This window comes from Arthrobacter sp. LjRoot14 (genome assembly GCF_964253905.1).
GTDB lineage: Bacteria > Actinomycetota > Actinomycetes > Actinomycetales > Micrococcaceae > Arthrobacter.
Genome location: NZ_CAXURL020000001.1, coordinates 4,160,608 through 4,173,794 on the forward strand (window position 1 = coordinate 4,160,608; position 13,187 = coordinate 4,173,794).

The window sequence follows — 13,187 nt, forward strand, 5'->3', positions numbered from 1 at the left end:
CTTTCTCAGTGGAAGTAGGTGTCGGAGTCCAGGCGCGGCGGTGCACCGGTTTCGAGTGCATCAATTGCAGCCATTTGCTGCCGGGTCAGGGCGAAACTGAAGACGTCCAGGTTCTCCCGCTGGCGTTGGTTGTCCGCGGACTTCGGCACAGCCACCCGGCCGTGCTGGACATGCCAGCGGAGGACGATCTGGGCCGGAGTCGTGCCGAGCTCCCTGGCTGGGCGGCGCACAGCCAGCTGCTCCAGAAAGCTCCCGTTGCGGCCCAGAGGGCTGTAGGCGGCAGTGACTATTCCATGCTCGCGATGGTAGGCCAGCTGCGCCGTTCGTCCGTGCTCGGGATCCACCTGGACCTGGTTCAACGGCACGGAAAGGCCTGCGTCCCGGACCAGCCGTAGATGCGCGGGTTTGAAGTTCGAGACACCCCAGGCCCTGATCGAGCCGTCATGGACCAGTTCCTGCAGTCCTTCGCAGGCTTCAACGAACCTCCCTTGCGAAGGGTTGGGCCAGTGAACCAGGAACAGGTCCAGGTAGTCGGTGCCGAGCCGCTTCATTGCCGCGCCGACGGCGTCGCGCACTCCGGTGCGGCTGTGCCACTGGGTGTTGAACTTGCTGGTGAGGAACAGGTCGCTGCGGTCGATGCCGCTGCGGCGGAAGCCCTCCCCCACGGCCGCCTCGTTGCCATAGTTCTCGGCCGTGTCAATGTGCCGGTAGCCGTTGCTGATGGCCTGGTGCACCGCAGCCGCGGCGTCCTCACCCGTCAAGGGCCAGGTTCCCAGGCCGACGAGCGGAATGCGCACACCCGGCGTAAGTTCCGCCGTCGTAACCTCTGCCGTGGTGGGACTCATTTCGAGGCCGCCGCGTGGAGCGTTCCCGGTTCCCGGCGGGTTGCGGCGTCGGCCAGCACGGCGTCCACACCTGATTTGAGCATGCGTGCCCAGCCGAGCTCGCCGAGCTCAGCCACGCGCCGGTCCGAGGGCGCCTCCGCACTGACCGGAAGGCTGACCGGCAATGCGGCAACCGCCTCCACGAGGCCGAACTCGCCTTCGCCGGGGACCGCCCGCTCAGACCGCGACTCTACGACGAGCGCCTCGCGGCTGCCCGGCCGTGCTGCCGGTCCGTCGCACAGCTGCAGGAGCGGCACAAGGTCTGCGTTGGCGCGCAGCTCCTCCCACTGGGCGGCAGCTCCCGGACCGTTGTAGCGGTGGAAGTGCAGGGTATCCACAACGATCCGGCAGCCGGCTTGGCGGGCGATGTCCGCGGCCTGGGCGATCGAGGCGACGGGCTGGTAGGAGATCGCTTCAAGGGTGGGGGTGATTCCGAAGCCGCGTCCGTCCTCGGTCATTCGGGCCAGGGTGTGGACCAGCCGTGCGCTGTCCGAATCGGCTCCCGCGACAGTGAGGGAAGTTGCTCCCAGGGCCTGGCCCGCTTCCATCATGGGCAGCCAGGCCTCCCGCTGGTCGCTGCCGTCCAGCAGCAGAAATTCGATATCCCGCACAGTGACGCCGGTGTCCTGCATCCTGGACAAGGTTTCGCGCAGCATGGCTGATCCTGGCTGGAGATTGTAGGGCCGTTCCGTTGGCGTCACCGGGCGCACCCGGACCCCGATGAAATCAAAGCCTGCCTGGGCTGCGACTCCCACCAGTTCAGGCGGCGCGGTGTTGACCAGGGACAGCTGGGCCAGGCCGACGGGCCTGTGTACGTTTCGGGTCATGACTGTGCTCCGTTCAGGCTCAGTTCGTTGTTGGGGGTGGCGCTTGCCGTCAGGAGGGCGGCGATCCGCTGAGCTGCGTCGTAGCCGCTTTTGACGGCGTTGGAGGCGATGGCGGGCGTCTGGTCCACTACGGTCCCTGCCAGGGTCACCGGCACTCCGGCCCGGCGGCTCAGCTCAGCGTCGCGGATGTCCGCCGCGACGGTGCCGTCCAGCGGAATGACCGAACGCGAAACCAGGAGTGGTCCCGGTGCGTCAAGCCACTCTCCGCCAGGGGCAACGCCCGGGCCGCTGATCCGGACCCGGCCGCCGTCGTACTCTTCGATGGTTGATTCGAGCCGGATTCGCACCCGGGGATTGCCTTCAATCCGCGGCACAGCCAGGATTTTTGCCCGGCGGCCGGACTCGGGCGCGAGGGCCGCCTGCGGCCCGATGAGCAGAACGGCAGTCCCCCGGTCAGCCAGCGTGTCCGCAACGCTCATGGCAACCGAATCCGCACCCCAGATCGTCACGGCGCCCGGAAGGACGGGCTGCGGCGCGTCCGCGTCAATCACCTCGGGGTGGGCTGCGAGCCAGGCGCGCACATCCATGACATTCGCGGAGTCTCCGCCACGAAAGCGGGCGCCGGGACGGAGGCCGCCGGTGGCCAGCACGACGGCGTCTGCCGCAGTGTCGCGCACAAGGCCCTCCAGGTGGTCGGTGTCCACATGCGAACCCAGCCGGACGTCGACGCCAAGCCGCGCATTCTCCTCGGCCGACCACTCCGTGAAGCGGTGGAAGTCCGGGGTGGACTTCATCCGTTCCGCGAGGGCGAACTGGCCGCCGGCACGGGAGCCGTCGTCGAGAACGGTCACCTGTGCTCCTGCTTCGGCGAGTTCCCGGGCGGCCGTGAGGCCTGCGGGACCGGCGCCCACTACTACGACGTGGGAACGTTCGCGGACGGCAGGTGTGGGAACGGGAACGCGGGAACGTCCCACCGCAGGGTTGACGGTGCAGGTCACCTGGCCCAGTCCGAGGTTGTCGATGCAGACGTTGCAGGCAATGCAGGGGCGGTAGCGCTCACCGCGGAGGACGCCGCCCACGAACGCGGGATCGGCGTGGATGGCCCGGGCCAGGCTGACGAAGTCGCAGGTTTCCTCGCGGAGCACTTCCTCGATGATGGCCGGAGAGTTCAGCCGGCCGGCCATGCCCAACGGCAGCCCGAACTGCCGGTAGGCCCTGGCGTAGCCGGCGAGGATGCCGGGCTTCCACTCGCCTGACTGCACGATCCATTCGCCGGCTTCGTAGCTGCCGGCAGAGATGTCCAGGAAGTCCAGGTGCTCCAGATGGGCTTTGGCGATGATGGCCACCTGCTGCTCGGCGGAGATGCCGTCCGCAGGGCCCTCCACAACGGAGACGCGCATGCCCACGATAGTGTCCGGGACCGCCGCCCGCACAGCGTCGATCACCAGGTTCATGAAACGTTCGGGTGCGGCAAACTCGTCCGTGCGGTGGTTGGAGATGGGTGACATGAACTGGTGGATCAGGTAGCCGTGGGCGCCGTGGATGTTGATCACGTCGAAACCGGCGCTCACCGCCCGGCGGGCGGCCTGGGCGTAGGCCTCCACCAGCTCATGGCACTCCTCGACGGTGAGTTCACGGGGGACTTCGCCGCCGGCTACTTCGCACGCCACCGGTGAGGGCGCGACGTTTTTGTACCCGGAGAGGGCAGTCTGGGCGGTCCGGCCGCCGTGGTTAATTTCGACGGCGGCGAGCGCGCCTTCCGCGTGCAGGGCGTCCGTGAGCTTGCGCAGGCCCGGGATCATCTCATCTGTATGCAGGCCCAGCTGGTGGGTGCGGCCCTTGCCGTCGGCGCGGATGTAGGTGGCCTCGGTGGCGACCATGCCGAGGCCCGCCTTCGCGCGGGTCACCAGGTAGTCAATGTACTGCTCGGTGATGTGCCCATCGGTGGTGCCATAGTTGCGCTCCATCGGTGCGGAGGCGAGCCGGTTGCGAAGTGTTCTTGGTTTGCGGCCGTTGCGGCCCAGCGTCAGTGGCCGGGCTGCGTAGCGTGTGTTCTTTTCCATTGCTCTTCCTTAGCCCGCAATCTGCGCGAGGGGTGGTGTGCTGTCGGGCAGCGGGGCGAAGCGGACTGGTTTGCCCGTCCGGGACGACTCGTAGACGGCCAGCAGTATCCGCAAGGCCTTCGTCGCGTCCTGGCCGGTGATGGCCGGTTCCCCGCCGCCGCGGATGCTCCGGACAAAGTCGCGGACCTGCGCAGTGTGGTGCGGGATGAGCTGGCCGTTGATCGTGGCCAGGCTGACGTTCGGATCAATGCCCGCGGGGTATGCCGGCTCGGTGCTGATCGAACCGGATACAGCCCACAGGTCCACGCGTCCGTCGCTGCCTTCCGGGAATTCGGTCAGTGAAGCGGAGGCGCCGGTCTCCCCTGTGATCCGGATCTGCACGCCCAGGCTCGGGGACACCGCCGTCGACGCTTCGAGGGTGGCCATGGCGCCGGAGGTAAACGTGATGACGGCGGTCGCTGAGTCTTCGACTTCGATGTGCCCGCCATGCTTGTAGGTGTTGATTTTCCCGTAGACCTCGGCCACGTCTCCCATGAACCACTGCAGCAGGTCGATGTAGTGGATGGCCTGGGTCATCAGGACCCCGCCGCCGTCGCTGGCCCAGGTCCCGCGCCAGGCGTCGCGGGAGTAGTACTCCGGTTCGCGGTGTAGCATCACCGAGCATTGGCCCATGATGGGCCGGCCCAGGATGCCGTCGTCGATCGCTGCGCGGATGCGCTGGGCGGCGGGCCAGAACCGCCGCTGGAAGAGCACACCCAGCTTCACGCCTGCGTCATCGCAGGCCTGCACCATGCGCTCTGCGGACGCCAATTCAGTGGCGATGGGCTTTTCGCAGAGAACGTGGACTCCTGATGCGGCGGCCTGGAGCACCACATCCTCGTGGCTGGGGTGCGGGGTGCAGACCGAGACGATGTCCAGGCCAAGGTCCAGGAGTTCCTGGACCGTGTTGACCGCTGCGGGGATTTCCCACGCTTCGGCTGTGTTGTGGGCGCGCTGGAGGTCGATGTCGCAGACGCCGACGATGACCACGTCGTCCAGGGCGCGGAACGCCTCCAGGTGGTTGCGGAAGATCGCCCCGCATCCTGCGATTCCGATGCGCAGGGGGCGGGCGGTGACAGGTGACGGGTTGGTCATCAGCAGGTGCCATCCTTCTGGTGCTGGTAGGAAAGTGTGATGCGGTCCGGCGGGAGTGTGGGCGCGCTAGTACGTGGCCCGGCCGCCGGACAGGTCGAAAACGGAGCCGGTGGTGTAGGAGGCCGCCGGTGAAATGATGAATTCGATGAGGGCGGCCGCTTCGGCGGGGGTCCCGAACCTGCCCATGGGTATTTTGGCGGCCTGGGCTGCCTGCTGTTCGGCCGGAACTTCGGCGAACAGCGGGGTGACCACGTTGCCCGGGGCGAGGGCATTGACGGTGACGCCGGAGAGCGCGAACTCCTTGGCGAGTGACTTGACGAGCCCCATGATCCCTGCCTTGCTGGCGGAGTACGCGGGCATATTGACCACGCCCTCCTTGCCGGCGGTCGAGGAGATATGGAGTAGCCGTCCGTAGCCTGCCTTGGCCATCCCAGGCAGGACGGCCTGCGAGAGAATGAACGCTCCTGTCAGGTTGATCTTCATGATGCGTTCGAAGTCTTCGACTGATGTGGCGGCTGCCGGGGCCACTGGCCCCAGGATGCCGGCGCAGTTCACTACCGCGTCGAGCCCGTCCATCTCCAACGCTGCCGAGGAGACGCCGGCTGCAACAGATGCCGGGTCGGTGACGTCCATGGCGAGTGATGAGGTGCCTGGTCTTGTGGGCCAGGCGGCCGTGGGCAGGTCAGCACCTACCACTGCGGCGCCGGAGGCCCTGAGGCGCGCCGCCGTCGCGAGACCGATGCCGCTGGCTGCCCCGACCACTAGGCAGCGGGACTCGGCGATGGTGCCGGGTGTCTGGGAATCCATGCCTAGCTGACCGCCTGCCGGAAAGTGGCCAGCATGCTGCCGGCGTCGGCGGGGATGCCGGTGAAGAGCTCGAAGGCGGCGGCGGCCTGACCCACCACCATGCGTCCGCCGTCGAGGACAGAGCAGCCCTTGCGGCGCGCCGCCTGGATCAGTTGGGTTTCGAGCGGCCGGTAAATGACGTCCGCTACCCAGAGCCCGGGGTGGAGCAGGTCGGGATCAACGGGCACGCCGGGGTGCCCTGTCATGCCGATGGGCGTTGAGTTCACTACCCCGTCGGCTTCCTGGATGCTTCCGGCGACGGCATCGGTCCGGGTCACGGAGAGCCGGCTGTCCGGAAAGTGCGAGGCCAGCCTGGCGGCGAGGCCTTCGGCCTTTGCCGGTTCAATGTCGGCGATGACCAGGTGCCTGGTTCCGGAGCTGAGTAGCCCGAAGGCCACTGCCGCGCCGGCTCCCCCCGCACCGATCTGCACCACCGAGCCGGTAGCGGCGGACGGGAGGCCGGCCCGGAGGCCGCCGATGAAGCCGGTGTGGTCCGTGTTGTGGCCTACGGTCTTTCCGTCGTGAAAGGTGATGGTGTTGACGGCACCGAGGATACGGGCTTCAGGCGAAAGCTCGTCAAGGCCGTCCTGCACCAATTGCTTGCTCGGGTGGGTGACGTTCAGGCCGTCGAATCCAAGATCGGCTGCGTGCCGCACCAGCGCCGCTGACTTTTCTGCTGGTTGTCCGAGGGCGTCCAGATCGATGACGCGGTAGGTGTAGGCAAGGCCCAGCCTGTCTGCTTCCGCTTCGTGGAGGCCCGGGGTGAGCGATCCGCCGATGCCGGAACCGAGCAAACCCACGACGAACCGATGGTTTCTATGGGCTTCACGCGGGCGGAAAGCCCAAACGCCCGGCAGTGTTTGCTGGCTCATGCCCGTGCCTTATCGGCAACCGCGCGGGAGTTGTCCTCAGCCGTGCTGGCCTGCGGTGCTGCGGGCTCCTGGGTCACGGACGACGACGCGTGGCGCCTTGGGTCGGATTTCTTCAGGCCCAGCAGGGCCGTCGGAGTCTTGAACGTCTCGGGTGCCATCAGTGCGGCGACGGCGGAGATGGCGCAGGCCACGGCGGCGAACGTTGCCACTGGAACCCAGTTGGCCTTGTCGCCACCGATCAGCAGCTCTGAAATGACCGGGGCAAATCCTGCCAGCAGGAGCCCGAACATGAGGCTGATGGCCATACCGGAGTAACGGACCTTGACCGGGAACTGCTCCGGGAAGAAGGCGGGGTAGATGGAGTTCGACCCGGTGTACGCAACGCCGATCAGAAGGATGCCGGTCACAAAGATCAGCGGAACGTTCGCCGACGACAGGGCCGAGAAGAACACGAAGATCATCGCTATCTGCAGCGCCAGGCCGGTGACGAAGACGGGTTTACGGCCGATGCGGTCGGAGAGGATGCCGGCCAGCGGGCCCATGGCCACCGCGGCGAGGTTGGCCACTGCGATTACGGTCAGCATCAGCCCTTTTTCAACACCGACCACAGACGTGGCGTAGGACAGCGCAAACACATTGATGATGGTGTTGATGATGGTGAAAAGGGACATGGCGGTGACACGGATGACGGTGACCCAGTGGTGCCGGAACAGGGTGACAATCGGAACCTTGACCACTTCGTCCTGCGCTTTGACGTCCTCGAAGACCGGCGGCTCCTCCAGGAGTCGACGGAGCACGAAGGCGATGACGGTCACCACTGCGCTGGCGAGGAACGGGATGCGCCAGCCCCAGGCAAGCAGCTGGTCCTCGGGCATGGACGCCACCGGAATGAACACAAGCGTGGAGAGCACGATGCCGAACATGATGCCGCTCATCGTCCAGCTCGTGTAGAAGGCGCGCTTCCTGTCAGGTGCGTGCTCGAGGGTGAGGGAGCTTGACCCCGGCGATTCGCCGCCGGCCGAGAGTCCCTGCAGAAGGCGGAGGGCCACGATGAGGATCGGTGCTGCCATTCCAATGTCGCTGTATGTGGGAAGGCAGCCAATGAGGAAGGTTGAGGTGCCCATCAGCAGCAGGGTGAGCAGCAGGACCTTCTTGCGGCCGAATTTGTCACCGAGGTGTCCGCAGATCACTGCCCCTAGCGGACGTGCAACATAGGCCACACCAACGGTGGCGAAGGACAAGAGCATTGCGGACGGACCGGGGGCGAAGAAGAGCTTGCCGAAGATCAGGGCTGCGGCCGAGCCGAAGATGAAAAAGTCGTAGTACTCAAGCGCGCTGCCCACGAATCCCGAAACTGCTGCGATCTTCGCATTGTTCTTGGGGCGTGCTGGCGCCAATGTCGACACTGACATGGTGTTCCCTTCAGGTAACGGGACCGTCTCGGGGGCTCCTGGGGTGGGCCGGCTGCGAAACGGTTTGCCGCGCTATGCGGCTTCTCCATCCAGTGTGGCTGCGATCACTTAGTTAGTCCACGACTAAAATCATCTATCACTATGTTGCAATTCAACTATATGGGGCGGGAGTCAGTTGGCGGTCCCAGGAAAGATTTCCTCGACGACGGCGAGCACAGCCGCCAACACGGCGGAGTCATTTTCCTCGGACCACGCGATGGCGTGGTTCATGAAGTGCTGCGGCGGATCCAGGGCCACGTACGTTGCGCCGGAAGGAATGATGCCGGCTATCCCGCTGCTCATGAGCGTGACCCCCACGCCGGCAGCCACGAACGTCAGCACCATGTAGGGGTCTGACAACTCCTGGACAATGCGGGGGCGGAAGCCGGCCGCCATGCAGGACGCGAGCATCGCTTCGGTCATGGAGGACGAGCCGTCCAGGGGCGGAGAGATGAAATCGTCGGACGCCAGTGCCTGCAAGGGGATGGATTTTTCGTGTGCCAGCGGATGGTCCAGCGGCAGCACCGCGCCGACTTCTTCGCTGGCGACCAACCGCGTCATCACCGCGGGGACCGGGGTTTCGGGAAGGCCCACGAAGGCAAGGTCAAGGGTGCCGTTCGCGACGCTGGCCAGTCCGTCCGCCGTGCGCACACGGCTGGTCAGGACCATTTTGATGTCGGGGTGACGCCGGCGCACGGCACGGGTCAGCGGCGGGAGGGTCAGGTGGTTCACGGCTCCGGAGAATCCGATTCTGATGGTGCCACGGACTCCCTCGATTTCGGCCTGGGCGGCCTCGCGCGCCAGGCGCATCTCCTGAAGTACGCGATACGCGCGCGGCAGTAGGGCGTACCCGGCCGGCGTCAGTGCCACGCTTCGGGTGTTGCGCTCAAACAGACGTGTCCCCAGATCCGCCTCGAGCTTCCGAATGGTCTGGCTCAGCGGGGACTGCGAAGTGTGCAGGCGCTGCGCGGCACGGCCGAAGTGCAGTTCTTCGGCCACCGCAACGAACGCCTCCAGCCAGCGAATCTCTGTCATGCCTTCAGAATGTACCCTCAACCTGAACATCACTAAACCGGCCCAACGCCACCGAATGTGCACTCGGTACGGCTGAGGCAATAGTCTGGCCAGATGGGGACCAATGCCGTGAACTCCGGCGAACAGATGGACAGGCAGTCGCGCATTCTCGAGGCGGCGCTGGACCTGCTGTCCCGCCATGGGATCTCGGGGGTGAGCATGCGGGCCGTGGCCCGGGAGGCCGGCGTCGCACTCGGCCTGGTGAACTACTACTACGACGACAAGACGAGCCTGATACGGGCGGCCCTGCGCCGGGTGGACGAGCACGACCTCCTGCTGGTGGCGCCCGACCCGTCGTCAGACCCGGAGGAACAGCTGCGCAAGGCCCTGCGGCGAGTGGCCGCCGCTGACCTGCTGACCACCCGCTACCTGTCCCTCCGCCTGCACCTTTGGGCCCTCGCCCAGGCGGACGAGGGCTATGCACAGATCAACGCCGAGGCCTTCGACCGCTATCTCGACGGCCTCGCCGCACTCGTTTCCAACGCCCAGCCCGGTCTCTCCTGGGAGGCCTGCAGGGAGCGGGCGGCTGACATTGTGGTCATCCAAAACGGCATGTGGCTGACGGCTCTTCTCGGCGTTGACGAGGCCTCCATCCAGCGAAGCATCGCCCGCACGGAAGATATCGCCTTCGCACCGGTTCAGGAGTCAGCCCCCAAGTAGCATTGAACAACTGTTCAAGAAAGTATTGAACACTCGTTCAATGTGCATTACTGTCCCTCGTATGACTTACGCCACACCAGCCCATGAGGTCGTTCGAACCGCAGGAACCGAGACAGCATCCACCCTGTTCATCAACGGTGGATGGGAGCCGGCCGCTTCCGGCGCTGTGCGCGCTATCCGTAACCCCGCCGACGGCGAGTTGGTGGCCACAGTGTCCGAGGCCGGCCGCGAGGACGCCGAACGCGCCATCGCCGCAGCCCGTGCAGCCTTCGACTCCGGCGTGTGGTCCTCCGTCCCGGCACCCGAGCGGGGCACCTTCCTCCTCAAAGTCGCCGCCGGGCTGCGCGAACGCCGGGAAAAGTTCGCCCGCGCGGAGTCGCTGGACACCGGCAAGCGCATGGTGGAAAGCCGCATCGACATGGACGACATCGCCGCCTGCTTCGAGTACTTCGGCAGGCTCGCCGGGCAGCAGGCGGGCCGCATCGTCGACGCCGGGAACGCCGGCGTCGTCAGCAAAATCGTCTATGAACCCGTGGGCGTCTGCGGCCTGATCACCCCGTGGAACTACCCCCTGCTCCAGGCGGCGTGGAAGATCGCGCCTGCGCTGGCCGCCGGCTGCACCTTCGTCCTTAAGCCCTCCGAGCTGACCCCGTCCACCGCCATCCTGGCCATGCAGCTGCTGCAGGACCTCGGCCTGCCGGACGGCGTGGCCAACCTCGTGACCGGCGCCGGCGCGGAGGCGGGCGCGCCGCTCTCGGAGCACCCCGCCGTCGACCTCGTCTCCTTCACGGGCGGGCTGGAAACCGGCAAGCGAATCGCCGCGGCCGCCGCCGGGACAGTCAAGAAGGTGGCCCTGGAGCTTGGCGGGAAGAACCCCAACGTGGTGTTCGCGGACGCGGACTTCGACGCCGCCGTCGACAATGCCCTGAACGGCGCGTTCGTCCACTCCGGGCAGGTCTGTTCCGCCGGGGCGCGGCTGATCGTCGAGGAATCCATTGCCGAACGGTTCGTGGACGAGCTGGTCCGCCGTGCGGAGCAGATCCGCCTGGGCGGCCCCTTCGACGACGCCGCCGAAACCGGGCCGCTGATTTCCGAAGCCCACCGCGACAAGGTCCACGCCTATGTCCAGCGCGGCATCCAGGAGGGTGCGCGGCTGCGCACCGGCGGTGCGGCGCCGCAGGGGGAAAAGTACGACGGCGGGTTCTACTACCAGCCCACCGTCCTGGACCGCGTCCAGCGGGGAATGTCCGTGGTCGTGGACGAGGCGTTCGGCCCCGTGGTTACCGTGGAGACATTCCGCACCGAGGACGAAGCCGTGGCCACCGCAAACGACACCGTGTACGGCCTGGCCGGCGCGGTCTGGACCCAGGATGCCGGCAAGGCGCAGCGCGTGGCATCCCGGCTGCGGCACGGCACGGTCTGGATCAACGACTACCACCCCTACCTCCCGCAGGCTGAGTGGGGCGGCTTCGGCCAGTCCGGCGTCGGCCGCGAGCTGGGCCCCACAGGCCTGGCCGAATACCAGGAAGCCAAGCACATCTACCAGAACACCAGCCCCCAGGTCACCGGCTGGTTTGCTGACCACGGCAAGGAGAAATAGATGCACTTCGACAACATTGAAGACCTCGGCGAGCGCGGGTTCGACTACGTCGTCATCGGCGGCGGATCTGCGGGTGCCGCCGTCGCCGCCCGGCTGAGCGAGGATCCGGACGTGACCGTAGCCCTGGTGGAGGCCGGCCCGGATGACCGCAACCTGCCCGAGATCCTGCAACTGGACCGCTGGATGGAGCTGCTGGAATCCGGCTACGACTGGGATTACCCGGTGGAGCCGCAGGAAAACGGCAACTCCTTCATGCGCCACGCCCGCGCCAAGGTGATGGGCGGCTGCTCGAGCCACAACTCCTGCATCGCCTTCTGGGCACCGCGCGAGGACCTGGACGAGTGGGAGTCCAAGTATGGCGCCGACGGCTGGAACGCCGACGCTGCCTGGCCGCTCTACCAGCGGCTGGAAACGAACGAGGACGCCGGGCCCGATGCGCCGCACCACGGGGACTCCGGACCCGTGCACCTGATGAACGTGCCCCCGGTGGATCCTGCCGGCGTCGCACTTTTGGACGCCTGCGAGCAGGCCGGCATTCCCCGTGCCAAGTTCAACACCGGAGCCACCGTGGTCAACGGCGCCAACTTCTTTCAGATCAACCGCCGCGCCGACGGCACCCGGGCCTCCAGCTCGGTCTCCTACATCCACCCCATCATCGAGCGCCCCAACTTCACCCTGCTCACAGGCCTCCGCGCACGCCAGCTGGTGTTCGACGCGGACAAGCGCTGCACCGGCGTGGACGTGGTGGACTCCGCCTTCGGCCGGACCCACCTGCTCTCCGCACACCGCGAGGTGGTCCTGTCCACCGGTGCCATCGACTCCCCCAAGCTGCTGATGCTCTCCGGTATCGGCCCGGCAGCGCACCTGGCCCAGCACGGCATCGAGGTGCTGGCGGACTCCCCCGGCGTGGGCGAAAACCTCCAGGACCACCCCGAAGGAGTAGTCCAGTTCGAGGCCAAACAGCCCATGGTGCAGACCTCCACGCAGTGGTGGGAGATCGGCATCTTCACCCCCACCGAGGACGGCCTGGACCGCCCGGACCTGATGATGCACTACGGTTCCGTCCCGTTCGACATGAACACCCTGCGGCACGGCTACCCCACCACGGAGAACGGCTTCAGCCTCACCCCGAACGTCACCCACGCCCGCTCCCGCGGCACCGTCCGGCTGCGCAGCCGCGACTTCCGCGACAAGCCCATGGTGGACCCGCGCTACTTCACGGACCCCGACGGCCACGACATGCGCGTCATGGTGGCCGGCATCCGCAAGGCCCGTGAAATCGCCGCCCAGCCCGCCATGGCCGAATGGACCGGCCGCGAGCTCTCGCCCGGCGTCGAGGCGCAGACGGACGAGGAACTGCAGGATTACATCCGCAAGACCCACAACACGGTGTACCACCCGGTGGGCACCGTCCGGATGGGCCCGCCCGACGACGACATGTCACCGCTTGATCCCGAGCTGCGGGTCAAGGGCGTCACCGGCCTCCGCGTGGCGGATGCTTCCGTCATGCCCGAGCACGTCACCGTCAATCCCAACATCACCGTCATGATGATCGGCGAGCGCTGCGCTGATTTGATCCGGGCCGATCTCAGCCGCGCCGGCCACACCGGCGCTGCAAGGAAAGAGGTAGAGCTCAGCCCCTCCTTCGCCTGAGCGGCAAGTTCCGGAGGCTATTTGAATTCGCCCGCGTCCAATGGCGGCCGCGGGTTGCATCGAGCGTACTTTTTTGACGTCGTACTTTTCTGACATAGGAGTTCACATTTTGGAACCCAGCAA

General features: G+C 66.6%; 11 protein-coding genes. 3 read left to right on the forward strand and 8 right to left on the reverse strand.

The features are described 5' to 3' along the window. Nucleotides 1-5: 5 nt before the first annotated feature. From ACSQ12_RS18925 to ACSQ12_RS18960, 8 genes are all read right to left on the reverse strand, one after another. The gene (locus ACSQ12_RS18925; protein WP_436066474.1) at nt 6-845 is read right to left on the reverse strand and encodes an aldo/keto reductase; all 840 of its coding nucleotides are present in this window, start codon (nt 843-845) and stop codon (nt 6-8) included. Beyond that, nucleotides 842-1,711: a sugar phosphate isomerase/epimerase family protein gene (locus tag ACSQ12_RS18930; RefSeq protein WP_436066475.1), complete on the reverse strand. Its 870-nt coding sequence runs from the start codon at nt 1,709-1,711 to the stop codon at nt 842-844. The genes ACSQ12_RS18925 and ACSQ12_RS18930 overlap by 4 nt, the downstream gene beginning before the upstream one ends. After that, nucleotides 1,708-3,774, reverse strand: a complete 2,067-nt coding sequence (locus ACSQ12_RS18935) for an FAD-dependent oxidoreductase (RefSeq protein ID WP_436066476.1) — start codon at nt 3,772-3,774, stop codon at nt 1,708-1,710. The genes ACSQ12_RS18930 and ACSQ12_RS18935 overlap by 4 nt, the downstream gene beginning before the upstream one ends. Before the next feature lie 9 nt (nt 3,775-3,783). Beyond that, on the reverse strand, nt 3,784-4,908 hold the full coding sequence (locus ACSQ12_RS18940; protein ID WP_436066477.1) for a Gfo/Idh/MocA family protein: 1,125 nt from the start codon (nt 4,906-4,908) through the stop codon (nt 3,784-3,786). A gap of 66 nt (nt 4,909-4,974) precedes the next feature. Further along, nucleotides 4,975-5,715, reverse strand: coding sequence for an SDR family NAD(P)-dependent oxidoreductase (locus tag ACSQ12_RS18945; RefSeq protein WP_436066478.1), 741 nt, complete (start codon nt 5,713-5,715; stop codon nt 4,975-4,977). 2 nt (nt 5,716-5,717) lie between these two features. Next, a complete protein-coding gene (locus ACSQ12_RS18950; RefSeq protein ID WP_436066479.1) occupies nt 5,718-6,626 on the reverse strand; it encodes a shikimate dehydrogenase in 909 nt (302 codons plus the stop codon). Beyond that, nucleotides 6,623-8,038, reverse strand: a complete 1,416-nt coding sequence (locus ACSQ12_RS18955) for an MFS transporter (protein WP_436066480.1) — start codon at nt 8,036-8,038, stop codon at nt 6,623-6,625. The genes ACSQ12_RS18950 and ACSQ12_RS18955 overlap by 4 nt, the downstream gene beginning before the upstream one ends. A gap of 171 nt (nt 8,039-8,209) precedes the next feature. Then, complete coding sequence (locus ACSQ12_RS18960) at nt 8,210-9,112, reverse strand: LysR family transcriptional regulator (RefSeq protein ID WP_436066481.1); 903 nt, start codon at nt 9,110-9,112, stop codon at nt 8,210-8,212. Between the two features lie 93 nt (nt 9,113-9,205). Here ACSQ12_RS18960 and ACSQ12_RS18965 point away from each other — a divergent pair, with 93 nt between their 5' ends. The 3 genes from ACSQ12_RS18965 to ACSQ12_RS18975 all read left to right on the forward strand — a co-directional run bounded on the left by ACSQ12_RS18965 (nt 9,206) and on the right by ACSQ12_RS18975 (nt 13,064). Next, a complete protein-coding gene (locus ACSQ12_RS18965; protein WP_436066482.1) occupies nt 9,206-9,811 on the forward strand; it encodes a TetR/AcrR family transcriptional regulator in 606 nt (201 codons plus the stop codon). Nucleotides 9,812-9,872: 61 nt separating this feature from the next. Further along, complete coding sequence (locus ACSQ12_RS18970) at nt 9,873-11,411, forward strand: aldehyde dehydrogenase family protein (RefSeq protein ID WP_436066483.1); 1,539 nt, start codon at nt 9,873-9,875, stop codon at nt 11,409-11,411. After that, a complete protein-coding gene (locus ACSQ12_RS18975) occupies nt 11,412-13,064 on the forward strand; it encodes a GMC family oxidoreductase (protein WP_436066484.1) in 1,653 nt (550 codons plus the stop codon). It abuts the gene before it with no gap. The last annotated feature ends 123 nt before the right edge of the window (nt 13,065-13,187 follow it).

Coding starts and splice junctions, on each gene's coding strand:
- ACSQ12_RS18975 (WP_436066484.1), top strand. CDS start 11,412: ATGCACTTCGACAACATTGAAGACCTCGGCGAGCGCGGGTTCGACTAC.
- ACSQ12_RS18970 (WP_436066483.1), top strand. CDS start 9,873: ATGACTTACGCCACACCAGCCCATGAGGTCGTTCGAACCGCAGGAACC.
- ACSQ12_RS18965 (WP_436066482.1), top strand. CDS start 9,206: ATGGGGACCAATGCCGTGAACTCCGGCGAACAGATGGACAGGCAGTCG.
- ACSQ12_RS18940 (WP_436066477.1), bottom strand. CDS start 4,908: ATGACCAACCCGTCACCTGTCACCGCCCGCCCCCTGCGCATCGGAATC.
- ACSQ12_RS18935 (WP_436066476.1), bottom strand. CDS start 3,774: ATGGAAAAGAACACACGCTACGCAGCCCGGCCACTGACGCTGGGCCGC.
- ACSQ12_RS18960 (WP_436066481.1), bottom strand. CDS start 9,112: ATGACAGAGATTCGCTGGCTGGAGGCGTTCGTTGCGGTGGCCGAAGAA.
- ACSQ12_RS18945 (WP_436066478.1), bottom strand. CDS start 5,715: ATGGATTCCCAGACACCCGGCACCATCGCCGAGTCCCGCTGCCTAGTG.
- ACSQ12_RS18930 (WP_436066475.1), bottom strand. CDS start 1,711: ATGACCCGAAACGTACACAGGCCCGTCGGCCTGGCCCAGCTGTCCCTG.
- ACSQ12_RS18950 (WP_436066479.1), bottom strand. CDS start 6,626: ATGAGCCAGCAAACACTGCCGGGCGTTTGGGCTTTCCGCCCGCGTGAA.
- ACSQ12_RS18955 (WP_436066480.1), bottom strand. CDS start 8,038: ATGTCAGTGTCGACATTGGCGCCAGCACGCCCCAAGAACAATGCGAAG.
- ACSQ12_RS18925 (WP_436066474.1), bottom strand. CDS start 845: ATGAGTCCCACCACGGCAGAGGTTACGACGGCGGAACTTACGCCGGGT.